At 51.7% G+C, this 25,933-nt stretch carries 26 protein-coding genes; 15 read left to right on the plus strand and 11 right to left on the minus strand.

The annotated features are described in order from the left end of the window. The first annotated feature begins 93 nt into the window (after positions 1-93). The 4 genes from AAGA79_RS12935 to AAGA79_RS12950 all read left to right on the plus strand — a co-directional run bounded on the left by AAGA79_RS12935 (position 94) and on the right by AAGA79_RS12950 (position 2,598). Complete coding sequence (locus AAGA79_RS12935; RefSeq protein ID WP_411826225.1) at positions 94-744, plus strand: trypsin-like peptidase domain-containing protein; 651 nt, start codon at positions 94-96, stop codon at positions 742-744. A 27-nt stretch (positions 745-771) separates the two neighbouring features. Further along, entirely contained in the window at positions 772-1,203 is a 432-nt protein-coding gene (locus tag AAGA79_RS12940) for a hypothetical protein (protein WP_411826226.1), read from the plus strand. A gap of 175 nt (positions 1,204-1,378) precedes the next feature. Beyond that, the gene (locus AAGA79_RS12945) at positions 1,379-2,086 is read left to right on the plus strand and encodes a type II secretion system protein (protein WP_411826227.1); all 708 of its coding nucleotides are present in this window, start codon (positions 1,379-1,381) and stop codon (positions 2,084-2,086) included. Positions 2,087-2,196: 110 nt separating this feature from the next. Then, entirely contained in the window at positions 2,197-2,598 is a 402-nt protein-coding gene (locus AAGA79_RS12950; protein ID WP_411826228.1) for a DUF2452 domain-containing protein, read from the plus strand. A gap of 122 nt (positions 2,599-2,720) precedes the next feature. Here AAGA79_RS12950 and rpmA read toward each other — a convergent pair whose 3' ends face one another. Then, positions 2,721-2,972 (minus strand): 50S ribosomal protein L27, encoded by a 252-nt coding sequence (gene rpmA, locus AAGA79_RS12955; RefSeq protein WP_411826229.1) that lies wholly within the window; start codon positions 2,970-2,972, stop codon positions 2,721-2,723. A 27-nt stretch (positions 2,973-2,999) separates the two neighbouring features. After that, positions 3,000-3,311 carry a 50S ribosomal protein L21 gene (gene rplU, locus AAGA79_RS12960; RefSeq protein ID WP_411826230.1) on the minus strand — a complete coding sequence of 104 codons (312 nt, stop codon included), beginning with the start codon at positions 3,309-3,311 and terminating at the stop codon, positions 3,000-3,002. Between the two features lie 236 nt (positions 3,312-3,547). Here rplU and AAGA79_RS12965 point away from each other — a divergent pair, with 236 nt between their 5' ends. The 7 genes from AAGA79_RS12965 (at position 3,548) to AAGA79_RS12995 (ending at position 12,004) form a co-directional block, all read left to right on the plus strand. Next, the gene (locus AAGA79_RS12965; protein WP_411826231.1) at positions 3,548-3,976 is read left to right on the plus strand and encodes a Fur family transcriptional regulator; all 429 of its coding nucleotides are present in this window, start codon (positions 3,548-3,550) and stop codon (positions 3,974-3,976) included. A 23-nt stretch (positions 3,977-3,999) separates the two neighbouring features. Further along, positions 4,000-4,752, plus strand: a complete 753-nt coding sequence (sufC, locus tag AAGA79_RS12970) for a Fe-S cluster assembly ATPase SufC (RefSeq protein ID WP_411826232.1) — start codon at positions 4,000-4,002, stop codon at positions 4,750-4,752. A gap of 49 nt (positions 4,753-4,801) precedes the next feature. Further along, positions 4,802-6,244 carry a Fe-S cluster assembly protein SufB gene (gene sufB / locus AAGA79_RS12975; protein WP_411826233.1) on the plus strand — a complete coding sequence of 481 codons (1,443 nt, stop codon included), beginning with the start codon at positions 4,802-4,804 and terminating at the stop codon, positions 6,242-6,244. 147 nt (positions 6,245-6,391) lie between these two features. Continuing rightward, entirely contained in the window at positions 6,392-7,654 is a 1,263-nt protein-coding gene (locus AAGA79_RS12980; RefSeq protein WP_411826234.1) for a SufB/SufD family protein, read from the plus strand. 101 nt (positions 7,655-7,755) lie between these two features. Beyond that, positions 7,756-8,508: an ABC transporter permease gene (locus AAGA79_RS12985; protein ID WP_411826235.1), complete on the plus strand. Its 753-nt coding sequence runs from the start codon at positions 7,756-7,758 to the stop codon at positions 8,506-8,508. Positions 8,509-8,513: 5 nt separating this feature from the next. Next, positions 8,514-10,064 (plus strand): Gldg family protein, encoded by a 1,551-nt coding sequence (locus tag AAGA79_RS12990; protein ID WP_411826236.1) that lies wholly within the window; start codon positions 8,514-8,516, stop codon positions 10,062-10,064. A gap of 50 nt (positions 10,065-10,114) precedes the next feature. Continuing rightward, the gene (locus AAGA79_RS12995) at positions 10,115-12,004 is read left to right on the plus strand and encodes a DUF4340 domain-containing protein (RefSeq protein ID WP_411826237.1); all 1,890 of its coding nucleotides are present in this window, start codon (positions 10,115-10,117) and stop codon (positions 12,002-12,004) included. 17 nt (positions 12,005-12,021) lie between these two features. Here the strand turns inward: AAGA79_RS12995 and AAGA79_RS13000 are convergent, their stop codons facing one another. The 6 genes from AAGA79_RS13000 to trpS form a co-directional block, all read right to left on the minus strand. Further along, positions 12,022-12,837: a TIGR03943 family putative permease subunit gene (locus AAGA79_RS13000; RefSeq protein WP_411826238.1), complete on the minus strand. Its 816-nt coding sequence runs from the start codon at positions 12,835-12,837 to the stop codon at positions 12,022-12,024. Next, entirely contained in the window at positions 12,834-13,802 is a 969-nt protein-coding gene (locus tag AAGA79_RS13005; protein WP_411826239.1) for a permease, read from the minus strand. The genes AAGA79_RS13000 and AAGA79_RS13005 overlap by 4 nt, the downstream gene beginning before the upstream one ends. 73 nt (positions 13,803-13,875) lie before the next feature. Then, complete coding sequence (locus tag AAGA79_RS13010) at positions 13,876-14,409, minus strand: DJ-1 family glyoxalase III (RefSeq protein ID WP_411826240.1); 534 nt, start codon at positions 14,407-14,409, stop codon at positions 13,876-13,878. Positions 14,410-14,458: 49 nt separating this feature from the next. Next, the gene (locus tag AAGA79_RS13015; RefSeq protein ID WP_411826241.1) at positions 14,459-17,599 is read right to left on the minus strand and encodes an efflux RND transporter permease subunit; all 3,141 of its coding nucleotides are present in this window, start codon (positions 17,597-17,599) and stop codon (positions 14,459-14,461) included. A 56-nt stretch (positions 17,600-17,655) separates the two neighbouring features. Next, complete coding sequence (locus AAGA79_RS13020) at positions 17,656-18,804, minus strand: efflux RND transporter periplasmic adaptor subunit (protein ID WP_411826242.1); 1,149 nt, start codon at positions 18,802-18,804, stop codon at positions 17,656-17,658. Positions 18,805-18,981: 177 nt separating this feature from the next. Next, a complete protein-coding gene (trpS, locus tag AAGA79_RS13025) occupies positions 18,982-19,947 on the minus strand; it encodes a tryptophan--tRNA ligase (RefSeq protein ID WP_411826243.1) in 966 nt (321 codons plus the stop codon). A 78-nt stretch (positions 19,948-20,025) separates the two neighbouring features. Here trpS and AAGA79_RS13030 point away from each other — a divergent pair, with 78 nt between their 5' ends. The 3 genes from AAGA79_RS13030 (at position 20,026) to AAGA79_RS13040 (ending at position 22,877) form a co-directional block, all read left to right on the plus strand. Beyond that, the gene (locus tag AAGA79_RS13030; RefSeq protein ID WP_411828235.1) at positions 20,026-20,958 is read left to right on the plus strand and encodes a UDP-glucuronic acid decarboxylase family protein; all 933 of its coding nucleotides are present in this window, start codon (positions 20,026-20,028) and stop codon (positions 20,956-20,958) included. A gap of 63 nt (positions 20,959-21,021) precedes the next feature. Next, positions 21,022-21,543: a hypothetical protein gene (locus AAGA79_RS13035; RefSeq protein ID WP_411826244.1), complete on the plus strand. Its 522-nt coding sequence runs from the start codon at positions 21,022-21,024 to the stop codon at positions 21,541-21,543. 71 nt (positions 21,544-21,614) lie between these two features. After that, entirely contained in the window at positions 21,615-22,877 is a 1,263-nt protein-coding gene (locus tag AAGA79_RS13040) for a Glu/Leu/Phe/Val family dehydrogenase (RefSeq protein WP_411826245.1), read from the plus strand. Positions 22,878-22,950: 73 nt separating this feature from the next. Here AAGA79_RS13040 and AAGA79_RS13045 read toward each other — a convergent pair whose 3' ends face one another. Then, complete coding sequence (locus AAGA79_RS13045; protein ID WP_411826246.1) at positions 22,951-23,397, minus strand: plastocyanin/azurin family copper-binding protein; 447 nt, start codon at positions 23,395-23,397, stop codon at positions 22,951-22,953. Between the two features lie 238 nt (positions 23,398-23,635). Between AAGA79_RS13045 and AAGA79_RS13050 the strand changes: the two genes are divergently transcribed. Then, a complete protein-coding gene (locus AAGA79_RS13050) occupies positions 23,636-23,983 on the plus strand; it encodes a P-II family nitrogen regulator (RefSeq protein WP_411826247.1) in 348 nt (115 codons plus the stop codon). Positions 23,984-24,340: 357 nt separating this feature from the next. Here AAGA79_RS13050 and AAGA79_RS13055 read toward each other — a convergent pair whose 3' ends face one another. After that, entirely contained in the window at positions 24,341-24,931 is a 591-nt protein-coding gene (locus AAGA79_RS13055; RefSeq protein ID WP_411826248.1) for an N-acetylmuramoyl-L-alanine amidase family protein, read from the minus strand. Positions 24,932-25,032: 101 nt separating this feature from the next. Beyond that, the gene (locus AAGA79_RS13060) at positions 25,033-25,917 is read right to left on the minus strand and encodes a hypothetical protein (RefSeq protein WP_411826249.1); all 885 of its coding nucleotides are present in this window, start codon (positions 25,915-25,917) and stop codon (positions 25,033-25,035) included. Positions 25,918-25,933: the final 16 nt, after the last annotated feature.

Consider the following 25,933-nt stretch of genomic DNA (forward strand, 5'->3'; position numbering starts at 1 on the left):
CTAACTTTTATCTTTATTGCATGCCTCGGTTTTTTAGCGAATGCCTGCACCATTTCCTCTCCTCCACCTCCGAGCCCCGAGGTTCCGAGTGATATGACGAAGCAAATCGTCAAGGAGAGGCTCTCGGCAATTGTTGTGACCCAGAGATCCGAACTTGGAAGCTGGGTGGAGAAACGGTTCTCAATGGAAAATGCACCTGAAGATGCGGACGGCGGATCGGCAGCCCCTATCACCGAGGACGGTTATTTCCTGACAGCAGACCACGTGCTTGCACGCTCCAGTGGTAAAAATGTTTTTGTAATCTATAGCAAAGGCGGCAGTCTCACCACCGGCAAAGCGCGGATCGTCTGGCGTTCATTTTCGGATGATCTCGCCATAATTCACATACCGGCAAAAACTCCTTATTTCTACGAATGGACGGACCCGGACCAATGGCTCTCCCCCGGACTTAATATCATCCACGGAGGCATGGCCACTGGCTTCCGTTCGGCTCCGGGTAGACTCCGCACTGCTCTCTCCCCGGAGGGAACATTTACCAGAAACCGTAGATTCAAAATCGATATTCCACTTCAGCCCGGGGATAGTGGAGGCCCGGTAGTCGACGCTTATGGCAGACTGATCGGAATCAATTCAGCAGTAGAATTCCTGGTCCCGCTCGAAACAGCAATTTTCATTGATTCCGAAGGTAATCGCCCGAACACAAAGAAAATCAAAGAAATCATTCGTAACGATAGAAATAGATAGTCTCTATGATAAGCTCACGCAGAATTCATGACATTTCATCGGTTCAAAACTACTAGCCTACTGCTCGCAGCTGCATTTTCTGTACTTTCTTGTACTTCTTCAACACCTGACGGCTTTCTCCAGAAGACAAATTCCACAGCGAAGGACCACATCATGCTGGTCCGTCGCACACCACCTACATTCGGGTTTACCCGTCTATCCGCTCTCGCTGCCCACTATCCTGACTTAGGCGTCTTCGTGGGCCAAAAGGATTTCCCTGACTTCATCGCGGAGACCAGTAAAAACGGGAACCGGTATATTATCCTCTACTACATATCTCCTAGGCAAGCTTACGCATGCCGCAGCGGCGTCGGCTCTTCGACATCTGTTGAATTCTCAGGCCCATACCCCATCACCGATGGAGAGCTCAGCACGCTCAGCAATCTGAAGAATAAAGTGGCTCCGACTCCCATGAACTGAAATCGCCCGGTTCTAACTCCACATATAGTCTCAATCATTGCGGCCACTGGCCAATTTCCTCCTTGCAGTTCCTAGGGGAAATTTTATGCTGATGGATACCTGAGAAAATTAAATCGAAGGTAACATAAATAACGGGCGATTTGCCCAAACAAAAAACCATAAAACCAATACCAAAATGAAAACCAATCAACTGAATAGGCGTGGTTTCACACTCGTGGAGCTTCTCGTCGTTATCGTGATCATCGCATCACTCGCAGGCCTCACAGCCCCGATGGTAATCCGTCAGCGCAAAAAAGCCGACCAAACTGAAGCCGTTAACAACGCCCGTCAGATCGGCCTTGCAATGCTTGAGTTCGAGACAGAATACGGTTCATTCCCGGATTCCGACACTCTCGAGGAGCTTGATGAAACATTCACCAGCCCTGACGTCCAAGGCGAGGCTGGCTCCGATTCCAACGGCTACTTCAAGCAACTCTTCCAAGCGGGTATCACTCAATCCGAAGAAATGTTCTACGTGAAAACACCTTACTCCAAAAAACCTGACGGCGACATCGATGGCGATGAAGCTCTTACCGATGGTGAAGTAGGATTTGGCTATATCATGGACGGAGATTCCGGCATGAGCATCGCTGGTAACCCTGCACGTGCACTCGTTGCCACACCACTCAATGAAGACGGCGGCGACTTCGACGGAGACCCATTCGACAAGAAAGCAGTTATTCTTCGCATGGATAACAGTGTTACTTCCGTAAACATCCGCGTTTCATCAGGAGATGACTCCAACGAAGGCCCGGCCATTTTGGGCGGCGAAGAACTGCTGGACTCCTCGAACCCAATCTGGGGTGGAGATGATCCACAAATGCAGGCTCCTGTTGTAAAATAGTATCCTATACCTCAACTGATTACCAAGCCGGGCAACTGAAAAGTTGTCCGGCTTTTTTATTTGCGGGAAACGGATTGCGCGCCGAAGAACTAGAATTGATCACGCCATATATGCCCGAAGAAAAAAAATCGCATGCCTTCATGCCCTACCCGGTCTCCACACTGAGTCCTAGAATCACTCCTACCGATCTGAGTTCGTTCAAATCGCGCGGAATCTCTGAAGTAGAGCGGGAGCTCAAGCAGAAGCTAACAGAGCTACGTGAGTCATACCTGTCAGCAATTGATCATTTCAATTGGAACAAACTCATCTATGAAGCCGATATAAACTTTGAACCAATCGTAGGCGAAACCTACCACTTATATGAAGTCCGTAGCAGAAGGATGCTCTCCATGATTAGCCCGGATCAATGGCACCATAAGCACCTTGCAACCGTCCGTCTCAACGTGGACCGGCAGTGGAAGCTCGAAGAGCTTTCCCAAGACATCGATCAAAAAAGCCTTTTTGAGGCATAGAAGGGAAATTCCAGCAAATCACCATGTGATTCTTCTATAAAGAAGCGACTCGCTTGCTTTAGAACACAGAAAAAGCCTCAGGGGTTTCTCCCTGAGGCTTCTTAAAACTTTTTTCCTGAAACTTAGTTCGCTACAGCAACGACGTTCACACGGCGACCTTCACGGTCGAATTTCACTTCACCATCAGTGAGAGCGAAGAGCGTGTAATCTTTACCGCATCCAACACCTGCACCCGGATGAACCTTGGTGCCGCGCTGACGGATGATGATGTTTCCTGCGATCACTGACTGACCGCCGAATTTCTTCACGCCGAGGCGCTTGCTGCGTGAGTCGCGTCCGTTTTTAACGGATCCTTGTCCTTTTTTATGGGCCATGAGAGTAGATTTGTAAGAATTTCTGGATTAGCCAATGGAGGTAATCTCCAACTTGGTCATATGACGGCGATAGCCTTTTGTTTTGTGGAAGCCCTTACGACGCTTGAACTTGAAGGCAACTTCTTTGGCGCAACGGAACTGATCAACAACTTTAGCTGTGACTGCACCACCATCGATAAACGGGGCACCTACCTTTACGGTGTCACCTTCTCCGTGGAGAAGAACTTCATTGAAAGTGATTTCGGAATCGACCTCTGCCTCGAGTTTTTCAACGTCGAGAGTGTCGCCTTCTTGAACGCGGTATTGTTTACCGCCTGTTTTGATTACTGCGTAGGCCATTGCCGGATAGGGAAAAGTTATTGTCCGCTTTAGAGCGGGCGGGGAAACCAACATGGATCCGCTCGCCTTGCAAGAATTTTTTGGTTCATTCTCCGATTCTACCCCTATTTTCACAAAAAAACACCTATCCGGCCCTTAAAAAGGAATTCTCACCTGTCTTCAAAACTTCATGTCTTTCAGAAAAAAATTAGAATAGTTCTTGATACAAATAAGAATCATTCTAATTTCTCTCCACGATGACAAATCAAACCCCATCATCAAACCCCTCCCCGGAAATACCCGAGGAGATCAACGGCCTCCGCATGACACGTCAGCGGCAGGAAATCTATCGTTTTTTGATGGCAAAACGCACCCACCCGACAGCCAACGAGGTTTTCATGAACATCAAGGAGACACTCCCCAATGTTTCTCTCGCCACTATATACAACTGCTTGGAGGCCCTCGTTCAGCACAACATCGTCCGCCAGGTCAACTTCGACCGGGAGCCTTCACGCTACTGCTCAAACCTCGATGAGCACGGGCATTTCCACGATGAAATCACAGGAACAATCCACGACGTGAAATTCAAACCAGGAATCAACCTGACAGACATTCTCGACCTCCCCCCCAATACACTCATCAAAGACGTGGAGATCACCCTCCGCGGCCAACTCACTCCTCAATAACTTCAAATTATCTCCATATCACTATGTCACTACAGATCCAAGACCTCCACGCTACTCTAGAAGACGGCACCGAAATTCTCAAAGGTGTCACACTTGAAATTCCCGCAGGCGAAATCCACGCGATTATGGGCCCCAACGGCTCCGGCAAGTCCACATTGTCCAAAGTTATCGCAGGTCACGAATCCTATCTCCCTACTGGCGGCAAAGTCCTTCTCGACGGTGAAGATATTTCCGAAATGTCCATCGATGAGCGCTCACGTGCAGGCATATTCCTCGCATTCCAGTATCCAAACGAAGTTCCAGGTGTATCCAACGCAAACTTCATCCGGGCAGCCCTTCAATCACGCCTTCCGAAAGGCGAAGAAATCGACGCCGTAGCGTATTATAAAGATCTCTACTCGAAAATGGACGTTCTCGAGATGGACCGCAAATTCACCGGACGCGCAGTTAACGAAGGCTTCTCCGGCGGCGAGAAAAAGCGCAACGAGATCCTCCAGATGATGATGCTCGACCCGAAATACTGTATCCTTGATGAAACAGACTCCGGCCTCGATATCGATGCACTCAAAATCGTCGCCAAAGGGGTAAACGCCATGCGTTCTGAAAACCGCGGCATGCTGCTCATTACCCATTACCAACGCCTGCTTGATTACATCACACCGGATTACGTTCACGTCATGGCGGAAGGAAGAATCGTCCGCTCCGGCGGCCCTGAACTCGCTCTCGAACTCGAAGAGAAAGGCTACGACTTCCTCAAGGAACTAACGCCCGCCTAATACTGCGGCGGGCAATACCCGCCCATCAAAGCACCAACCATTTAATACTATGTCATTTCAAGAAACAGCTTCTGCAGTCCTCGACGATGAGACCAAAGACGCCATCGACGTGGATCGCACCAAGGGTGATTTCACCTTTCCTGAGCGCCACAAATACGACGCGGGCTGGGGAGTCAATTCCGCCACCATCGACTATATCTCGGATGTAAAAAACGATCCCGATTGGGTCCGCGAATTCCGCCACAAGGCACTCGCGGTTTTCCAAAGCAAGGAAACACCGACCAACTGGGCCACAGAGGACCTCAACAATATCGATTTCGATAAAATCCGATACTACCTCTCCGATGGAGAAAAGCCAAAGCGCAGCTGGGATGAAGTCCCACCGGAAATTCTAGAAACCTTCGAGCGCCTCGGCATTCCCGAGCAGGAACGCGCTTTCCTTGCCGGCGTAGAAGCCCAATACGATTCGGAAGCATCCTACTCGAACATGAAGGAAGAGCTCTCGAAGCAGGGCGTCATCTTCGTCACCTCCGCGGAAGGACTCAAGGAGCACGAAGAAATCTTCCGTCCCTATTTCGGAAAAGTGATTCCTACGGGAGACAACAAATACTCAGCCCTCAACAGCGCGGTATTCTCCGGTGGTTCCTTCATTTACATCCCGAAAGGCGTGAAGCTCAAGCAGCCTCTCCAAGCCTACTTCAGGATCAATTCCGAATCGTTCGGCCAGTTCGAGCGCACACTCATCATCGCTGACGAAGGCTCGGAAGTCATGTATATGGAAGGCTGCACAGCCCCGAAATTCGAGACCGCAACACTCCACTCGGCAGTTGTGGAGCTCGTAGCCCTCAAAGGCGCCAAAATCCAATACGTCACCGTACAGAACTGGTCCTCCAACGTCTTCAACCTAGTCACAAAACGCGGCCTGGCCATGGAAGACGCAGAGGTTCGCTGGATCGATTGCAACATCGGTTCCCGTCTCACCATGAAATACCCTGGAGTAATCATGAAAGGCGAGCGTGCACGTGGAGAAGTTATCTCCATCGCACTCGCCAACACCGGCCAACACCAGGACACCGGGGCGAAAATGATTCACGCAGCTGACAACACCACCTCCAACGTGGTTTCGAAATCCATCTCCGTAGGCGAGGGCCGCTCGACATACCGCGGGCAGGTCCACATCCCCAAGCACCTCAAAGGCTGTAAGAACAATACCGAGTGCGATGCCCTGCTTATCAACAGCAACTCACGCACGGACACCTACCCGGCAATCACCGTAAAAGGCAACCAGCACGCCACCCAGCACGAGGCCAGCGTTTCCCAGGTATCAGAGGAGATGCTCTTCTACATGCAACAGCGTGGCCTCGACCAAGGACAAGCAATGTCCCTCGCCGTCAACGGATTCATCAACGACCTCGTCCGCGAATTCCCAATGGAATACTCCGTAGAGCTCAAACGCCTTATCGACCTGGAAATGGAAGGTTCCGTCGGGTAACGGGGAAAACTCGCCCAACCCTGATATCTATTCTTCGGCTATCGGCTCCAGAAACCGACTAGCAGAAGATACATATAAAGATCACCGGCGAATTTTTAATCCAGCCCTCTCAATGAAAACTGAACACTTTCAACCAACAAAATTTTAATGATCTCAACTTTCCCCGCTTGGCTCCAAGCACGAAAACAAGCAGCACAGAAACGCTACGAAGAAACTCCCACCCCGAAACGCGGTGACGAGGAATGGCGCTTTGCAAACATCAAACAGCTGAAATTCGAGGACCACCTCGCAAAAAGCGCTGATGTTTCCGCAGATGCTGAAAAGTCAGAAGTCATCGCACTTTCCACCGGCATCGAGAAACCAGCCGCGAAGTTCGTATTCCTCAACGACGAAGTCATCTTCTCCGAAAACACCCTTCCGGAGGGAGCTATCTGCCTCCCTCTTGCCGAAGCACTCGAGAAACACCCGGAACTCGTCGAGCAACATTTCATGAAGCAAGAGACCCGTCTCGGCAGCGCGAAATATGCGGCATTGCACGAAGCTTCCGTGAAAAACGGGCTCTTCGTCCACATTCCCGAAAAACTCGAAATCGAAGGAACGATCGAAGCCCATCATTGGATTTCAGGTGAAGCCACCGTCTTCCCTCATACACTTATCGTAACCGGGAATTCATCCAAAGTACGCGTAGTAGACATCTTTCGCTCTACCGATAGTACCGCTCCCGGCCTCGCCATTGCGTTCAACGATCTCTGCGCCGGCCAAAACTCACAGTTAGACTACATCGTCATCCAGTCTCTCAACGAGACAAGCCGTGTGATCGCCATCAACGAGACCTCCACCGCCCGAGACGCCCGCGCCAAAGGCTTCATCCTCAACACCGGTGCTGCCTGGGTCAGAAATGAATCTCTCTCAAGTCTCGACGGCGAGGGATCCCGCTCGGACATGCTCTCCGTATCCATCCCGGATCACGTGCAGGAGTATGATCAGCGCACATTCCAGCACCATGTATCGCCAAATGCATACTCGGATCTGCTCTACAAAAACACCCTCTACGGGCATTCCAAAACCATATTTTCCGGACTCATTTTCGTAGGCGAAACCGCCCACCACACAGATGCTTACCAGACCTGCCGGAACTTGCTCATGACCAATGACTGTGAAGCGAACTCTATGCCCGGCTTGGAAATCAATGCAGACCAGGTAGCGTGCTCGCACGGCTCCACGTCAGCACAGATCTCCGATGAGGAAATCTTCTACCTCCAGGCGCGCGGTATTGATCCGGTTCAGGCACGTCAGCTGATTGCCCGTGGCTACTCGGTTGAAGCCGTCAAACGCCTCGAAAACGAGGAAGTCGAAACACTCGTCCTGAAATTCATCGACGAGAAATTCGCCCATATCGCCAACGCCTGAGCTTTGGCTCAGGCTTACCTTTGAGAAGAAACGGCACCTTATGCCGTTTCTTCTCATTTCTTGATTGGACCTTCCCGCAAGCCTGATCAATCTTCCCGCCCATGCGCATCCTGCGGATATTAACAAAAAAAGAACTCGGCACCTACTTCCTAAGCCCCTTTGGCTGGGTTGTGCTAGCGTTTGTCGTCCTCATGCAGGGCCTTTCCCTTTCATCCGCCATGAAAGGTTTCCGAGACACACCGGTGAAAGACAGCCTCGTTTATGTCACCTTTCACACACCCCTTTTCTGGTTCTACTTCCTCTTCATCTTCCCGCTCATAACCATGCGCCTGTTCGCGGATGAAGAACGCTCAGGAACTCTTGAAACACTCCTCACCGCCCCGGTCCGCACCTGGCAGGTCGTTCTTTCGAAATATTTCGCGGCAATGATTTTCTACACGATCCTCTGGATCCCCGCTTTCCTTCAGTTCAAGGCATTTTCCTGGTTCACCGAAATCCCGCCCGCCTACTCAAGTGGCGCACTCTTCGGTAGCTTTGCCATTCTTTTCCTGATGGGCTCTACATTCACGGCCATCGGCTGCCTGGCCTCCTCCCTCACCTCCAGCCAGATCATCGCCGGGATCGTCACCATCACCATTCTTGTCATCCACTACTTCCTTGGCTTCGTCACAGTCATCTGGGGAGAGTCGTTTGCCGGAGCCGGATTCTTCCACTACATCTCCTCCCAACAGCACATCCATTATTTCACAAATGGCCTACTGGACCTCCGGCCGGCCGTTTATTACCTTTCTTTGACCTCGTTTATCCTCTTCCTCACCTACCACGTGATCGACCTACGCCGCTGGAAAGCCTGAAGAAAATGCCTGAAACTCATAGACGCAACTCCCGCCCGAATCGTTTTGGCATCGGATTTCTTTCGCTCCTCCAGATTTTCCTATTTCTGGCGGCGGTCATTTTTATCAATTACCTGGCTTCCCAGAACCCTGTCCGCAGGGACTACTCGCGCACTGCGGATTACACCCTCGCATCCTCAACGGTCAATTATCTGGAAAGCCCGGAAATCACCTCGCGGGAAAACCCCGTGAAATGGACATTGTTGTTCCGCAGATCATCCCCGTTCTACGAGCGCGTCCGCGCTCTTGCGGAGGAATATGAGCGGATTTCGAACGGGAAAATCAAACTGGAAGTCATCGATCCCATTCGCTCCCCGGATCGGACCCAGCAGTTCACAGCCGCCTACAACCTTACCCTTGTACGCGATCTTCTACTCATAGATGCCCGCCCAAACGATGACGAGACCATCGTCACCGACACCACCACCGGCACACCTGCGCTGAACCCGCACATCACCATCGCACTCGCCGATGAGATGGTCACCTACGCTGTCGATGGAAAAGGTGAACGCCGTCCCAACACCTTTCGTGGCGAAGACCTCCTCACCGCCCGTCTGGTGGAAGCAATCGAAGGAAAGCCGCGTAATTTCCTCTTTCTCTCGGATAAATCCAATATCGACGCGGAGGGCGATGACTCACCATGGAGTAACTTGGCAGCCACTCTCCGCTATCAAAATATCCAACTCCTTCCCGCCAATCTTGCCGGCCTTACCGAAATTCCGGAACAAATCAACGGCATCGCAATAATCGCGCCGAAATACGATTTCACCACCGAGGAAATCAAAACACTGGAAACATATTGGAACCAGCCGCGTGGTGCCATCCTCATTCTTTTGAATCCCGGCGAGTGCCCGCCGAACCTCCGGATATTCCTTCGTTCCAAAGGAATCACCCCACGTCGGGACCGTATCATCACCAAAACAGAAAATCGGCTGACCACCACCGCCCGCGGAACTTTTACCCAAGGGATACCATTCCTTGAAGAACTGGCCGGTCGCTCCGCAGTCTTCGAAGGTGCTTCATCATCTCTCGAAGTTAGGGAAAACGCGGAAGACCTCGCCGTTAAAAAACTTTCTCCAACTCCACTCATCAAACTCAACCCGGAATACTGGGGCGAAATCGATTTCGGCAAAAATACAGCTGAAGACAAAAGCGGAGAAACCTACGATCCGGTTCGGGACACACCCTCCCCACTCTATCTGGCTGCCGCCGTCACACGCGGAGCAGGAAATGACGACCGCTTCGCGGCAGATACCTCACGTATGATCGTTGTTTCCAACACAGAATTTCTCGATCCTGATAGCCAGCGGGCAGAGAACGTTGATTTTCTAGCATCCGCCGCGAACTGGCTGGTCCTCAGAGAGTCCCTCACCGGTCTCTCCCCACGCACTATCGGCACATACAAGCTACCACTTCTCGAAGCACAGGTCTCATTCATCAACCGCCTCAACCTATTCTTCGCCCCTCTCGGCTTTCTCATCCTCGGCGGGATCATCTTTTCCACCAGGCGATCATAGCCCCGCCCCATTCCGGGGTTTTAAAACCCAAGATCCAGAGTCTCCAAAAAGTGCGCTCCTTCCTCTTCACCATATTTCTCCTCCTGATTGCCACGGCTCTCGGCGGGCTTGCTACCTGGCAGTTTCTGGACGGAAGCCTTGAGAAATTTTTAGGAACTCCCCCAACCAGTATTGGTGAAAAAATCTTTCCCGATTTCAACCCGGAGGATGTAGCGGAAATCCAACTACTAACGGGAGAAACCAACGCGGTTTTCAACAAAACCGAAACCGGCTGGGTTTCAAAAGCGCCTTGGCAGGACCGCATGGACCAGCGCGCCGCTCTAGCCATTCTCTCGTTCACCGCCGGAACAGCTGCAGAAGACCTGATTCCACGCGAAAAACTTGATCCAAAGCTTGCCGGCCTACAAAACGGCGGCACTCAAATACGGCTCAAAAACAAGGACGGTGAGACACTCGCCTTCTATCGCCTCGGGCGCCGCACCCCATGGATCAGCCTCACACAGACAGAGCAATCCGAACAGCCCGAGCAGATTCCAACCATCTATCTACTTCCGCTGGAAAGTGGGAGAAAATCCCACGTCTATGCCGCCACCGGCGATATCCTCCCGCTTTTCAAAGACAACTTCCGCTTCCTCAGAGACCACCGTCCATTTTACTTCAACCCGCTCGCCCTTCAACAAATTCGCATTAAAACCGATCAGGGCGGACTCACTCTGGGCCGCGCCAATCCGACCTCACCATGGCGCATCACCAAGCCTCTGGACCTCCCGACTAATCCGGCAGCAGTCAAAACCCTGCTCGAAGGCCTCGTAACGCTTCAGGCCACCTCGGTCACAAACCGCTCCACCGTCACACTTCCATCCGATGGTTCTTCTCCCCTGAATAGCCAGATCGCAATCACCCCGTTTGGAGAGGGACCTGAGACAATACTCGAGATTATCCCCCCTTCCTCACCAGAGTCCCGTGATACCAAAGCTACCATCAGTGATCGTCCGGAAACCGTTTTCACCATTCCACTGAAAAGCGAACCAGATCTAATCTCCATCGCAGATCTACCCCTCACAGTGAACGACCTCCGGGATCCCACGCTCACGAACCTTAATATCGCCTCCATCCGCGGCATCGCAATCGAAAGCGCTACCTCACCTACCATACTCATCTCCCGCGAGCCACCTTCACCATGGGTCGCCACCATCAACGGAGCAGAGCAGGAAGCCAACGAACAACGCCTCTACGAGCTTCTCAAGGCCGCCACCGAGGCCCGCGCCATCTCCTTCGAGACCGACGCCGCACCCGAAGACCTCTCTCCCTGGGGCCTGGATCGTCCCATCCTCAAGCTTACCTTCCTTGCCTCCGACAACCAGGCACTCGGCATCGCCTTCGGAATCGACAATCGGGGAAATCTCTACGCCCAGCGAAAAGGCAGCAACAGTATCATGCGTCTGGAGAATCGTTTTCTCGAAAGCGTCGCCACCCGCCCGCATGAATGGCGCCACTCCCGCCTATGGCCACTCAGCGTCGTGGATCTCACAGAAATTGTCCGGACCGAGACAGAGGCGAAACCTCTCACACTGAAATACGACTTTATCGGAGACTCATGGAAAGCTTTTGACGACGATAAGGAAATCACTGCCAACCTTGATCCCATTCGGGCAAATTTCCTTCTCAGCACGCTTGAGAACCTGGAGGTAGACCGCTGGCTGGCCGTTAGCGATCTAGCAGCACTTAAAGCACTGGAAAATCCTTCCCTATCCTTCGAAGTCACCCAGAACGAAATCGACGACTTCGGAGATACTATCGGCCAGAAAACAGAAACTCTGACTCTAGCTTTCGATACGACCACGAAAACAGTCTTCGGAAAACGAAGCAGTGAAGAATCACTCTTCACTCTCTCTGCGGAAACCTACCTCAAGCTATCCATTCCACTACTCGACCAGTAGTCGGGAAAGGCGATCATTCACTTGATGAGGAACTTCTCCTCCGGGGGCACCTCTGCCGCTGTCGCCCGCTCCACTTCCAGCACCGCGCGCAGCGTCCCGTCTTCCTCGGGGAAAGTCATGGTTCCAGCCACCTTCACCCAACCATTTTCCGGCAAAACCGGAGGCTCGGAACCGAATTCCAAAATGACCGGAATGGCTCTGGAATCAGCCACACAACAGGTCATAAACATCCGGTAGAGACGCATACGTGTTCCGGATTCGTTATTCACTTTCTCCTGAATAATTCTCCCCTCGGTTTCAACCTTGAGCCCACTGATCAGGTCCTGCAATTCACGGTCCCCGGTTGCGAAAAACAGCTCAATAAGACTGAACTCGAGAAAACCATCCGAAGTCTTTCGATGGCTCGATTCGATTTCTTCCATCGTCAATGCAGGCAGCACGGAAGCGAGAAACACTGAGGAATCAGCAGCATTCCCATCATCATACAGCCCCTTCCTCGAAAGCGTCGCTTCAGAAAAACCATCCTTGGTCCACGCCACACATAGCGCCACCGGCACCACCATTAAAAGCAGCGCTGTAAACGGATTCATGTCTCCCCCCTCATGATCATGCCCCTCACCTCCATGATCGTGTCCACAATCAGCCTTCTGGAATGCAGTCAGCAAATTAAACAATCCCAGCACAGCCAGGCCCAAACCACCAGCTAGAGCTATTGTCCGGAAATCCGGAGCCAGATACTTCACAATTCTCCCACTGTTGTAGAAATACAAAATGCAGCCCGCCCAAAACAGGACAGCTAGTGAAAACAGAACTCTTCTCACTACAGCACTCATGCTATCCACCACCTTTCAGCGCCCATTGCCGCCAGCCAGATTACCAAGAAAATAGCCACACCCATCCCGGCGATAAATCTTCTCCTCAGCACCGTCTGGTAGAGGAAAATCAGCTTCACGTCAAACATCGGCCCAAACACCAGGAAGGCCAGCTTCGCCCCCCAGGTAAACTTGGCCAAAGTCGCTGCGATAAATGCATCCGAGCTACTGCAAAGACTCAGGATAAATGCCAACGCCATCAGAGCCGCCGGCGCCGCCACCTCGTTTCCAGCCAAGCCATCCAGCCACTCGGCTCCCGGAGCAATCCCTGTGTTGAAAAGCGAGGTGATCGCCACGCCGATCGCGAAATACATCCCCACATCCACAAAATCCTTCATCGCGGATCTCATCGCCGCCACCAGCCGGTTGTCCTGATCCTTGCCCCCATCATGGCTATGCGAATGATCATGGTGGTGATCATGATCATGCCCACAGCAGCCTCCGCCATGGTCGTGATCATGCGATTGTTCGTGGCTGTGTGCTACAGCATCCTTTGTATCCAGCTTGGCCAGCATTCTGTCGGTTAAAATCTTCCTTAGGGGGATCCTGGCCACCACCAGCCCAACACCCACGGCCACCAGATAACCCAGCAGCATTCTCCCACCGGTCATTTCCCACGGTGCCTGCCCTTGGAAGGCCTTCCAAGTGCTCAGCGCCGTAATCGGATTAACAATTGGAGCAGCCAGCATGTAGGTCAGCGCACAGCTCATCGGCAGCCCCTTGCCCACCAGTCTACGTATCACCGGAACCACCGCACATTCGCAAACCGGAAAAACAGCCCCGAGGACACCCGCCAACATCACCGCCAGTGTTTTATTCTTAGGCAGCAGCCGGTCCATCGTGCCGGAAGGAAGATAGATATCGATAAATCCGCTGATCAATGTGCCCAGCAAAATAAAAGGAGCACCCTCAAAGAGAATGCTCAAAAACGCCAAAGCGAAATCCTGTCGTGCGTCCGCGCCCATCTGTCGTCAAAGAAGTCCGTTATTGAGTCACCTGTCAAACCATCACCGCTCTACCCACCTCATCTGCCGCCACTTTTCCGCATAAAATCTCTACCAACTTCAATCCAAACTCCACCGCCGTCCCCGCACCCCGTGAAGTAATCACCTCCCCATCCACCTCCACGCTCTCCCCCGTGCTCTCCGGCAACTCCTCCCTCGTAGTAGAATGTGCCGTAAACCGTTTCCCTTCCAAGATTCCGGCGTCCTTCAGCAAAAGCGGCGCTGCACAAATCGCAGCCACCAGCTTTGCATCCCCTTGGAAATTCGAGATAAAGTCCATCACCGAAGTATTTTTCCGCAGCTCCATCACCGCTGGTCCGCCAGGTAGAAATAGCATATCGAAATCCTCCTGGGAAACTTCGGCAAAATTAGCGTCCGCCAAAATCCGCACCCCACACCTGCCAGTCACCTCACCACCGGAGACTCCGGCAATCACCACCTCCACTTCGGCTCGTCTCAACAGGTCTACCGGCGCGATCACCTCAAGCTCTTCGAATCCGTTTTCCAGCAAGCAAATAACCCGTTTCATTTCAGTATCCTAAATCACAATACAACAGACTCCACAAAAAGCTGATCGCCTAAGCTCGCTCCTTCCGGCGCGCTGCGAAACCCCGGATCAGAACATAGAACACCGGAGTAAAGAGCAACCCGCAGAGGGTGACAAATACCATTCCGGAAAATACAGTTGTCCCCAGCGACTGGCGCATTTCGGAGCCTGCTCCTTCCGCGATAACAAGTGGGATCACTCCGAGAATAAACGCGAATGATGTCATCAAAATCGGACGCAACCGCAATCGGCACGCTTCAATGGCCGCTTCGTATCGATCCAGCCCCTCATCTTCTTTTTGCTTCGCGAATTCTACAATGAGGATCGCATTCTTAGCCGCTAGACCTACGAGAACGATGAAGCCGATCTGCGTCAGGATGTTGTTGTCCATATCACGAAGCATTACCCCCGAAATACCACCCACGATACACATGGGGACAATAAGAATGATGATAAGAGGCAGCCCCCAGCTCTCGTATTGTGCGGCAAGCAGCAGGAAAACGAAAACAACAGCCATCGCAAAAACGATTCCTGCGGTATTTCCTGCCTCCCGCTCCTGGTAAGCGATATCAACCCAGGAAAAGTCATATCCCACCGGCAAATCCTTCGCTAATTCCTCCACCAGATTAAGTGCCTCGCCAGAGCTGACCCCGGGCGAGTTTCGCCCACTTATCTCTGAGGCAAGATACAGGTTATGCCGGACCAACCGGTCAGGGCCTGAAATACGCTGCATGTCCAGCAACGAGCCAAGGGGCACGAGAGCTCCCGTGTTACTCCTAACACTCATCAACTGGATATCCTCCTCACTATCCCGGTATTCTGCCTCAGCCTGGGCAATGACCCGATAGGTCCGTCCGAACTGATTGAAGTCATTTACGTAGCTTGACCCAAGAAGCGTCTGGAGCGTCGTAAAGATATTCGAAAGAGGGACATCCAGCGCCTTCGCTTTTTTCCGATCCACATTGGCGAAATATTGAGGTGTGCTCGCCCGGTAGGTTGTGAACGCCACTGCTATCCTCGGATCCGCATTTAATTTTTCCAGAAACTCGGTCGTAACTTCCTGAAGCCTATCATAGCCATTATCCGATTTATCTTGGAGCATCAGCTTGAATCCTCCCCCTGTGCCTAGCCCCCGGACAGGCGGCGGCGCTATGATCACGTTCTTCGACTCGGTAATTTTGCCCATCGCTGCCTCGAGTTCATCTGTAATCACATCGGCAGAGCGCCCGCTCTTACTGCGCTCTTCAAATGAGTCCAGAATGATGAAAACTGCCGCGGAATTGGTAGAAATCGAGCGGGTGGCACCTGAGAAACCGGCAATCTGCACCGTATCCGAAACACCATCAATTCCTTTAGCTATCTCCCCGGCGCGAAGCACAACTTCACGGGATCGATTGATTGAAGCGGCGTCTGGAAGCTGGATAGAGAGGATTAAATAGCCTTGATCCATTTTCGGAATAAAACCTCCCGGCACCCTTTTAAATTCCCACAGCCCCAGCGCTACGAGTCCGGCATAAAGCAGCAGCATGAGCACAGCGAGACGACTCACTCGCTTTACTATTCCCGCATATCCAACGGAGAGAAAATCAAAGGTCTTATTGAAGAGCTTGAAGAACCAACCGAAGAGAAAATTAATAATTTTCTGTAACCAGTCCTTTTTCGCCTCCGGCGTCTGTAGAAGCACAGCACACAGCGCGGGGCTGAGAGTAAGCGATACCACTGTGGAAATCACAGTGGATGCTGCAATCGTGATCGCGAATTGCTGGTAGAACTGCCCGGAAATACCTGTGATAAATGCAGTCGGGAGGAAAACAGCCACTAGCACCAGTGTCGTCGCAATCAGCGCACCTGTGACTTCACGCATCGCTTTTTCCGCAGCTGCCCGCGGGCTCAATCCATCTTCCAGATGCCGCTCAACATTCTCGATTACCACAATGGCATCATCCACGACGATTCCGATCGCCAGCACGAGTCCGAAGAGACTGAGGTTGTTCAATGAGTATCCCAGGCCGGACATCACCATAAAAGTTCCGATAAGCGAAACCGGTATCGCGACAAGTGGAATGACCGCGCTGCGCCAGTTTTGCAGGAAAACGATCATAACTATGACCACCAGGATGATCGCCTCAAAAAGAGTTTCTACCACCGAGTCGATCGATTGCTCTACAAAGACCGTAGGGTTGTAGACGATCGTATGCTTCAGCCCCGAAGGAAAATCCTCAGCAAGTGTATCCATCAACTCCTCCACTTCCTTCGCTGTTTCCAGAGCGTTGGATCCTGGCCGTTGGGTAATGCCAATTCCGATTGCCGGCGAACCGTTCAGCCAACTTTCACGTCCATATTCCTGTGCCCCAAGCTCCAGCCGGGCTACATCCGAAAGCTGTACAATCTGCCCCTCCGTTCCTGTCTTGATTACAATTTCTCCGAATTCCTCCGTGCTTTCCAAACGACCGAGCGCGCGCACGCTCATTGTGAACGCCGGGCCATCGGAAACGGGTTGTGCCCCGATTGAGCCGGCAGCTACTTGAATATTTTGCTCACTGAGTGCGGCTGCGACATCCGTCGTAGTGAGATCCCGTGCAGCCAGCTTCTGGGGATCCAGCCAGACTCTCATTCCGTATTCGCTGGCACCAAAGACAGTCACCGCACCCACACCTTTCAGGCGCAGCATTTCATCACGGACCCTGAGAAACGCGTAGTTACCTACAAACAGCTGCGATAACTCATCATCTTCCGAGAAAAGGTGGGCCACGAGCAGTAGATCCGGACTCGCCTTTTGAGTGACCACGCCCAGATTCCGCACAATCTCCGGCAGGCTGGGCTCTGCTCGTGACACTCGGTTCTGCACGAGAACCTGTGCCTCATCGATATCGGTGCCCTGCTCGAAGGTAATGGAAATACTGACATCTCCATTCGCAGCACTGGACGATGTGAGGTAGAGCATGTTTTCCACCCCATTGATCTGCTGCTCCAGAGGCGTGGCTACTGTTCGGGCAAGAACGTCCGGACTCGCGCCAGGGTAAGAAGCAGTCACCTGCACCGTAGGTGGCACGATGTCCGGATACTGCGCAAGTGGGAGCTGGAAATACGAGATCCCTCCCACGATCATGATCAGGATCGAAAGAACCGCCGCGAAGATAGGACGTTTGATGAAAAATTGTGCGAAGTTCATGGACTACAAGTTCGGCGGCAGGCCTGGAAATTTCTGATAAAAAAGGAGGAATCCGCCTATTCGGAGGACTTGTCTGTGTCTTTTTCCAGGAGCTGCGGGGTGACTTTGGTGCCAGCTCGTAGAGTGGTAAGGTGTGAGACGACGACCCGCGAATCGGTAGGCAAATCGCTCTCGATCACCCTCATCTGGCCGTATGCGGGGCCCAGTTTCACCGGCTTGGAGCGAACAATATTCTCCTCATCGATCACCAAAACAGTAGTGAGACTCTGCAGGCTCTGGATCGCAATTTCCGGGATCAGCGTCGCTTCGTATTCACCGCGTCCGGGCAAGCGCACCTTGGTGAACATCCCCGGAGTCATAATCCCGCTTTCATTCGGAAAAATTGCCCTCGCCCTGAGGGTAGCCGTATTTGGATCAAAGGAATTGTTTACGAAGTCAATTTGTCCCTTGAGCGGAAATCCCTCGTCACCATTTAGCGCCATTTCTACAGGCACCGGTTCATTGCGGGCGGAGGCGCGCTTACCCTCTTGCTCCAGCCGCAGATATTTCAACACCGAAGCCTCGTTAGCATCGATCCGTGCGTAGATAGGATCGATCGTCACAATGGTAGTGAGGAGGGTGGAATCCGCAGTCCCGCCACTGATGATGTTTCCTATGGTGATGAAATGGTCTGAAATCCTCCCGGAAATAGGCGAACGAACATCGGTATAACTTAAATTCAGCTCCGCCGTTTCAAGCTCGGCGAGAGCGGCCTGCAACTCGGCTTCTGTCTCGGCAAGATTGCCCGCCCGGACATCAACCTCCTCCTTCGCAATAGCGTTCCGCTTTAGCAGCTCCTGGGCACGGGCATAGTTCGATCTCGCCAGGTCTGCGGATGCGGTAGTTTGTGCTACCTGTGCTTCATCAGCCCTCTTGGCCGCTAAAAACGGAGCTTTGTCCAAAGTAAAGAGCAGATCTCCCTTCTCAACATTCGCCCCCGGCTTGAAATGAACTTTTTCCAGCAATCCACTGACCCGGGCACGCACCTCCACGCTTTCCACAGCTTCCAAACGCCCATTGTAATAGTCCCAGGAAGTAATTTCTTCCTGTTTAGGATTCACAAAATCAACCGTGGTCGGCGATGGTGGAGCCTCTTTCGTTTCCTTTTTACATGAAACCAAAGTGACGCTGAGAATAGTAGCTGAGATTAGAAGAATACGTGGCATAACAGTCTGCTCAAAGATCTGGCGAACAGGTCGCGTCCTTGGTTTTCTTTGTAAAACGCTAACTCCGTTTTTTAGATAATTGAATTCCACTTAGGACTCAGAGGGCATTTCCACCTACCTATTCCATTTTTTTGGAGGAATTTACAGATAACCGAAAAGATCGTGTTGAAATGATTCTCAAATGAGCCCCACAGCCCGTTTCACACGATCCAACACCTTGGAGGCCTCTTCCCTCGCTTTTTCCGCACCTTTTTTCAAAACCTCATCCACATAGCCCGGATCGGCCAAAATTTCCTCACGGCGCGTTCTCATATCAGCGAAATAATCCCAGTAAGCCTCAGCAAGACGCATCTTGAAATCACCGTAGCCAAATCCGCCACTTTTATGGTCGGCGATCATCTGCTCAACGTCCGACTCACCAGCGAATAATTGATACAGCGCAATCACCGTGGATCCCTCTGTCTCCTTCGGTTCTTCCACCGGTGTGGAATCCGTCTTGATTTTCATCACCGTTTTCTTCAGCGGCTTCTCATCTCCGAAAATTGGCAGAGTATTTCCATAGCTCTTGCTCATTTTCCGTCCATCCACACCGATGATAAGCTCGGTCTCCTCACGGATGATCGCCTCCGGCATCACCGCAGTCCCTTCTCCATAAATCTCGTTCAGCTTAGTTGCCAGACTACGGGTCACTTCAAGGTGTTGCTTCTGGTCTTTCCCGACTGGTACCTTCTGCGAATCATACAACAGAATGTCCGCCGCCATCAGCACCGGATAAGCAAACAACGCATGGTTCGGAGAAATTCCTTGTGCCACCTTATCCTTGTAGGAATGGCATTTGTTCAAAAGCGGCATGGGGCACACTGTCGAAAGAATCCACGCCAGCTCATTCACCTCGGGAACCGCGCTTTGGCGGAAAAACACCGATTTCTCCGGATCCAGTCCACAGGCGAGAAAATCAATCGCAAGCTCCCGCACATTCCCACGCAGCGCGTCACCATCCCGCCCGGAAGTCATCGCGTGGTAATCCGCGATAAAATAAAAGCAATCACCCTCACTCTGCAACTCCACGGCAGGCTTCATCGCACCAAAATAATTCCCAACATGCAGTTTCCCGCTCGGCTGCAGTCCTGTCAAAATCCTCATGCCGGAACGTTGGCCGCCTATACCTTTTTTTGAAGTTAAAAGTTTGAAGTGCCCGCATCTACTAGCAAACCTGTAGCCATGCGTATTCTAATCACCGGCGGAGCCGGATTCCTGGGCTCCCACCTTTGTGAACGCCTCCTCAACGAGGGCAATGAAGTCATCTGCATGGATAACTACTTCACAGGTAGAAAGCGTAACATCAAACACCTGCTGGAAAATCCGTATTTTGAACTCGTCCGCCACGATGTGACAGAGCCCTTCAAATTCGAAGTGGATCAAATCTACAATCTGGCCTGTCCTGCCTCCCCTCCCCACTATCAGCATAACCCGATCAAAACCACCAAGACATCCGTCATGGGCGCGATCCACTGCCTCGGCCTCGCAAAGCGTGTTGGCGCACGTGTTTTTCAAGCATCCACCTCTGAAGTCTACGGCGATCCTGAAATCCACCCTCAACCGGAATCCTACAAAGGCTCGGTAAATCCCATCGGGATCCGCGCCTGCTACGACGAAGGAAAACGCTGCGCGGAAACACTTTTCTTCGACTACCACCGGCAAAACAATGTCGATATCCGCGTGGTCCGAATCTTCAACACCTACGGCCCACGCATGCTTCCGGACGATGGCCGTGTCGTATCCAATTTTATCGTTCAAGCACTTAGAGGCGAAGATATCACCATATATGGCGATGGGCTCCAGACCCGTTCATTCTGCTACGTGGATGACCTGCTGGAAGGCTTCGTCCGCCTTATGAACACCGAAGACATCACCGGCCCCGTCAACATCGGCAACCCGGGTGAGTTCACTATGCTCGAGCTTGCAGAACTCATCCTCAAAAAGGTCGGCGGAAAATCGAAACTCACATTCCATCCACTCCCCGGAGATGATCCGAAACAGCGACGTCCCGATATCACCTTGGCCAAAGAAAAACTCAGTTGGGAGCCAAAAGTAAGTCTTGATGCCGGGCTCGATCCGACAATCGATTACTTCAGAAAGCTTCTCGCTGAGTAATTACCGGATTTTTCGGAATTCACCACTCGCCCTGCGCGTCTTTTCGATATAGTTTGGGAAACTATGAAAACCCTCATAATTCTGTGCATTGGTGCCCTCATGGCGCCGGTTGCATACTCCCAGACAAACCTCGAAAAAGCCGAGGCATACTACAAACAAGGCCTGACTGCGGAAAGCGCAGGTAACGCGGATAAGGCACTCGCCTCTTACAAAGCCGCTGTCCTGCTTAACCCTCAGCATGCCAACGCCCGATACCGTCTGGAGCAGACGAAGATCAACAAGTCGGCAATTACCGCCACAGGCACCAAGGCACGTATCAACAGTGTAACAATTCCGAGTTTTGTCGTTGAAGACGCATCGCTTAGTGAGTCCATCGAACTACTTGGAGTGCTCATCGAGAAACAAACCGCAGGAAAAATTGCGCCAAATTTCATCATCGAAGATCCTCAGGGAAAACTCTCGAACAAAACTGTAAACCTCGAAGTGAAAAACGTACCCGTCGGAGCACTCCTGAATTTCATTCATGGGCAAACAGACTCCAAGGCACGCTACGATCCACACGCAGTTGTTATACGACCCCTCTGAACCTTACTATCTTAACAAACTTAAACTAACTTATACGGGAGGGCATCCTCCCGTTTTCCTTTGATACACATATGCGCGAAGAACTACTGAACAATCCCGTGTTCGCAATGGCCGCCGAGCAATTCGATCTGGTCGCTGATTTCCTGGACCTTTCCCCTTCCATTCGGGAGCGCTGCAAATGGCCAAAAAGGATGATCTCCGTCTCCGTCCCCGTCCGCCTCGACAATGGAGAAACTGAAATTTTCTTCGCCCACCGTATCCAGCACCACCTCACCCGCGGTCCAGTAAAAGGGGGGCTCCGGTATCACCCGGACGTCGATCGTGGAGAGGTAGCTGCGCTCGCCATGTGGATGAACTGGAAGTGCGCCCTTCTAGATCTACCCTACGGTGGTGGAAAAGGTGGCATCCGCTGCCAACCAAACAACATGTCAGAGGGCGAACTCGAGCGCATGACTCGCCGCTTCACCATGGAAATGATTCCCTTCATAGGCCCCGAGATCGACGTCATGGCTCCCGATATGGGCACCAATGAACAGACCATGGCATGGATCACCGATACCTATTCCACCCACAGCGGTCACTTGGTTCCCTCCATCGTCACAGGAAAACCCCTTACCCTCCAAGGCTCCGCCGGGCGCACACGGGCAACCGGCCACGGAGTTGCCTTCATGGCCTCCACCTCACTCGGGAAACTTGGTATCGATACCCGCGAAGCCACTGCCATCATTCAAGGCTTTGGTAACGTAGGGCAGTACGCAGCCTCCACACTTGCGTCCTACGGAGTGAAGGTAATAGGCGTCTCGGACGTAAGCGGAGCCATTTGGAACCCAGGTGGAATCGACGTTCCAAAACTTCTAAAATACGCGAAGAAGGAAAAATTCATCAAAGATTTCCCGGGCGTTGAGACCATCGATCCAGGTGAAATGCTTCTCCGGGAATGCGATATTCTAGCACCTTGTGCAGTCGGGCACGTGATTACCGGCAAGAACGCAGGATCTCTCAAATGCAAAGTTCTGGCAGAAGGGGCCAATGGCCCGACTACTCCAGAAGCGGATCGAATTATCGAGCAACGCAGCGATATCTTCGTCATCCCGGACATCCTCTGCAATGCGGGTGGTGTCACCGTCTCTTACTTCGAATGGGTTCAAAACCTCCAGCGCTTCCAGTGGACTGAACGGGAGGTAATTACAAAGCTTGAAACAAAACTGCACAGTGCCTTTGAGCAAGTATTCGCTTTTGCGGCGAAAAACAAGATCTCCAACCGCATGGCAGCCCAGGCACTTGCAATCAAAACCGTGGCAGAGGCAAAAATCTCACGCGGGCTCTTCCCTTGAATCGCTAAAACCCAGACACAAAAAAGCCTCTTACGGAGAATCGTAAGAGGCTTCTAATAGAAAGATCTGCTGCTTATTTGGCATTCACAGTCATTACGCCCTGCATGATCGCGAAATGACCTGGAAAGGTGCAAATGAATGGATATTCGCCGGCTGCCGGTGCAGTGAAGGTAACTGTGTCGGACTGGCCGCCACCAAGTAGCTTGCTGTGTGCTACAATCATCGCTGCAGTCTCAGGGTCCGTAGGAATATAGTCGTTATCCTTTTCGGTCATGCTCTTGGTTGCAAACTGAGGCACAACCGTATCCGGCTTGAGAATCACCACATTGTGGCCCATAGCTTCGACTGGAAGTTGCCCGATATGTTTGAAGGAGATCACTACCTTCTGGCCTTCGGTAACCTCGAAAGACTTGGCGCTATATTGCATCTGGTCGTTGCCGGTCAGTTCAATTTTTGCTTCCTGCGCGTTGGCAAAACTGCAGAGGGCTACCGACAAAAGAGATACTAGAAATGTTTTCATAAATATTGGATAGATAGTCTGTTTACGGGTCTATCTTCAATCACATTTCATCACTCTGCAACTTCATCTCACACATTTTCCGCTTTACCGGGCAAACCATCGAAATAAAATTCCACCGGCCCAAGATTTCCTCTCGTATCCGATCATTTTCGTGCGTATCTTTTACTCAAACCGCGAACGCCACACTCGATAGTTGGCACGCCGCTTGCTAAATACGACCTACCAATCCGCTGCAAACATGAAAAAAATCGAAGCTATCATTAAACCATTCAAGCTTGAAGAAGTAAAAGAAGCCCTAGCAGAAGTCGGAGTCCAAGGAATGACCGTCACTGAAGTTAAAGGCTTCGGACGCCAGAAAGGGCACACCGAGATCTATCGTGGTTCTGAATACACCGTTGATTTCCTTCCTAAGGTAAAAATCGAAATCGTAGTCGACGATGAACAAGCGGAAGGCGTTGCTCAAGCAATCGTCAAAAGCGCAAACACCGGCAAAATCGGTGACGGCAAAGTTTTCCTCTCTTCCGTTGAAGAGGCTATCCGTATTCGCACAGGCGAAACTGGCTCATCTGCAGTCGCAGTAAACTAATCCTCGGATTAGTCTATTTCTCACCGCCACTCGATTTTCGAGAGGCGGTTTTTTTACGCCCTCGCTTCTTCTCCTATATTCTTCTCGCCCGTTTAGGTTTACTACCGCCAGACGACCCAAGACTAGCCTAGGAATGAAGAATGCGGCCATATTACCAACAAGATTAGCGGCCCTACCAAGTAGCTCTGAAGAGCAGCAATGCCTCTCTCCTAATCCATCAATATAGCGGAACTCACAAATATTGCCAATCTTCCGGGATCACTAACTACAGATCCCGATCGGCTAGGGCCGGGGCAGCACATCCTTACATGCTTTTCCCCACTCAGGACCCCACAGCCCTTACGGAGCGGAGGAGTCTTAGCGTCTGAAGTTCTGAACGCCGTCAGCAATACCTCTGGCGATCGCATCGCGGAACCAAGCAGTCTTCATTCGGCTACGTTCGTTCGTATTACTGACGAATCCGCCCTCCACTAGAACTGAAGGGAGATTACAATTTCTGATAACGTAATATCTCGCGTATTTCACGCCGCGATCCACTACTTTCACCCGATTCATCACTCCGCGATGAACATCATTCGCAAGTGCTTTGCTCTGGGAGCCGTGATAGAATGTCTCAATACCACTTACTTCCTTCTTCCAGGTGTAATTGTAGTGAATACTGATATAAATCGCCTTGCTGTATTTGTTAGCAATCGTCATCCGACCCGGTAGCGAAACAAAGTAGTCACTGCGACGGGTAAGAACCGTATTGTAGCCCATTTTCTTCAAATGGGACTCAAGTCTGATGGAAGTGTCCAATGCCAGATGCTTCTCATACACTCTACCCCATTGCCCGCCTTTGTCATGACCACCGTGACCAGGATCAATGATTACGGTGCGGAAATCATATGCGTTTGAGATGGCCGTCAGTGCCAAACTGATCAGAAATAGTGTCGTGAGTGATTTCATGAATTGCTTTGGATTGAAGGATTATTAACGGATCTTAAATTTTTTAAAAAAAATGTAAAGTTCGAAAACAAAGATATACCCAGATTATAGACCTAGGAATACTAATGCGGCCGTTCGGAAGCCTTGCGGATCTTGGACTCCTGCTCTTTAACTGCCGCCGCATCGTAAGGCACGCTGTTGACGACGCGCACCGAACCATCACCGTAAGCCATTAAAACCGGATCGCCTTGTGCCGCTCTCTGATGAATGTCACGCGCCACCAACTTGGCATCTGCGCTTACTTGGCAATGCACCCACATCGTTGGTGTTGCCATAAACATCACATGCATCCTTTGCTTACCATCCAGAGTGATCATCGGCGCACGGAGCATTAGGGCATCTCCCAGCAAAAAAGTCCTGATCTTCGTGCCAGTTTCGCTATCGATCAACTGCGCAAACAATTGTGATTTCTGTCCGGCAGTGAAAACAAGGAGACGGAATTCACGCGTCCCGCTTCCCGCATCCGAGTTCACCCCTACTTTCTGGCTCCAGTATTTCCTTCCCGGATTCAGATTGAAAAGCACCCTATTTGTAGAAGCTCCTTGGACTCGTTCCGATGGATCCCTTACGACTGCTGAAACGGCGTAGTTCCCTTGGTTATCCAAATAGAAGAGCTGCGTTAGATCCACCTGCTTGGCCAATGATTCCCCTACCTTGATCTTCATCGCACCGAAGGTGTTCAGCCTTCGTGTAGCGACCGGGTTACCGCGGGAGTCCGTCACGGTGACAGCCAGCCAAGGCAACTGCCGAGAAGAAGCCAGCGCAAGTTCCCTACCCGAGTGGTTCGTGATAATTATCTCTGCTATAACAGGCTCACCTGCGACATAGGTCTTCTTGCTCAATCTCAATGAAGTCGCCAACTGAGCTTGGAGCGATGTGGAAACGCAGAACAGGACTGCGAGAAAAAAGGAAAAGCGGAACATGAGACCGCCTACATTAGGCAGCATCCCGGAACCGTCAATC

The organism is Luteolibacter sp. AS25 (genome assembly GCF_046736275.1).
Lineage (GTDB): Bacteria > Verrucomicrobiota > Verrucomicrobiia > Verrucomicrobiales > Akkermansiaceae > Luteolibacter.

What these genes read in the sequence shown, in the direction of transcription:
- AAGA79_RS13055 (WP_411826248.1), bottom strand. Translation starts at nt 24,931, where the DNA reads ATGAAATCACTCACGACACTATTTCTGATCAGTTTGGCACTGACGGCC.
- AAGA79_RS13020 (WP_411826242.1), bottom strand. Translation starts at nt 18,804, where the DNA reads ATGCCACGTATTCTTCTAATCTCAGCTACTATTCTCAGCGTCACTTTG.
- AAGA79_RS13050 (WP_411826247.1), top strand. Translation starts at nt 23,636, where the DNA reads ATGAAAAAAATCGAAGCTATCATTAAACCATTCAAGCTTGAAGAAGTA.
- AAGA79_RS13030 (WP_411828235.1), top strand. Translation starts at nt 20,026, where the DNA reads ATGCGTATTCTAATCACCGGCGGAGCCGGATTCCTGGGCTCCCACCTT.
- AAGA79_RS12950 (WP_411826228.1), top strand. Translation starts at nt 2,197, where the DNA reads ATGCCCGAAGAAAAAAAATCGCATGCCTTCATGCCCTACCCGGTCTCC.
- trpS (WP_411826243.1), bottom strand. Translation starts at nt 19,947, where the DNA reads ATGAGGATTTTGACAGGACTGCAGCCGAGCGGGAAACTGCATGTTGGG.
- AAGA79_RS13010 (WP_411826240.1), bottom strand. Translation starts at nt 14,409, where the DNA reads ATGAAACGGGTTATTTGCTTGCTGGAAAACGGATTCGAAGAGCTTGAG.
- AAGA79_RS13015 (WP_411826241.1), bottom strand. Translation starts at nt 17,599, where the DNA reads ATGAACTTCGCACAATTTTTCATCAAACGTCCTATCTTCGCGGCGGTT.
- AAGA79_RS13000 (WP_411826238.1), bottom strand. Translation starts at nt 12,837, where the DNA reads ATGAGTGCTGTAGTGAGAAGAGTTCTGTTTTCACTAGCTGTCCTGTTT.
- sufC (WP_411826232.1), top strand. Translation starts at nt 4,000, where the DNA reads ATGTCACTACAGATCCAAGACCTCCACGCTACTCTAGAAGACGGCACC.
- rpmA (WP_411826229.1), bottom strand. Translation starts at nt 2,972, where the DNA reads ATGGCCCATAAAAAAGGACAAGGATCCGTTAAAAACGGACGCGACTCA.
- AAGA79_RS12935 (WP_411826225.1), top strand. Translation starts at nt 94, where the DNA reads ATGACGAAGCAAATCGTCAAGGAGAGGCTCTCGGCAATTGTTGTGACC.
- AAGA79_RS13040 (WP_411826245.1), top strand. Translation starts at nt 21,615, where the DNA reads ATGCGCGAAGAACTACTGAACAATCCCGTGTTCGCAATGGCCGCCGAG.
- AAGA79_RS12945 (WP_411826227.1), top strand. Translation starts at nt 1,379, where the DNA reads ATGAAAACCAATCAACTGAATAGGCGTGGTTTCACACTCGTGGAGCTT.
- rplU (WP_411826230.1), bottom strand. Translation starts at nt 3,311, where the DNA reads ATGGCCTACGCAGTAATCAAAACAGGCGGTAAACAATACCGCGTTCAA.
- AAGA79_RS12990 (WP_411826236.1), top strand. Translation starts at nt 8,514, where the DNA reads ATGCCTGAAACTCATAGACGCAACTCCCGCCCGAATCGTTTTGGCATC.
- AAGA79_RS12965 (WP_411826231.1), top strand. Translation starts at nt 3,548, where the DNA reads ATGACAAATCAAACCCCATCATCAAACCCCTCCCCGGAAATACCCGAG.
- AAGA79_RS13045 (WP_411826246.1), bottom strand. Translation starts at nt 23,397, where the DNA reads ATGAAAACATTTCTAGTATCTCTTTTGTCGGTAGCCCTCTGCAGTTTT.
- AAGA79_RS13035 (WP_411826244.1), top strand. Translation starts at nt 21,022, where the DNA reads ATGAAAACCCTCATAATTCTGTGCATTGGTGCCCTCATGGCGCCGGTT.
- AAGA79_RS12985 (WP_411826235.1), top strand. Translation starts at nt 7,756, where the DNA reads ATGCGCATCCTGCGGATATTAACAAAAAAAGAACTCGGCACCTACTTC.
- AAGA79_RS13060 (WP_411826249.1), bottom strand. Translation starts at nt 25,917, where the DNA reads ATGCTGCCTAATGTAGGCGGTCTCATGTTCCGCTTTTCCTTTTTTCTC.
- AAGA79_RS12940 (WP_411826226.1), top strand. Translation starts at nt 772, where the DNA reads ATGACATTTCATCGGTTCAAAACTACTAGCCTACTGCTCGCAGCTGCA.
- sufB (WP_411826233.1), top strand. Translation starts at nt 4,802, where the DNA reads ATGTCATTTCAAGAAACAGCTTCTGCAGTCCTCGACGATGAGACCAAA.
- AAGA79_RS12980 (WP_411826234.1), top strand. Translation starts at nt 6,392, where the DNA reads ATGATCTCAACTTTCCCCGCTTGGCTCCAAGCACGAAAACAAGCAGCA.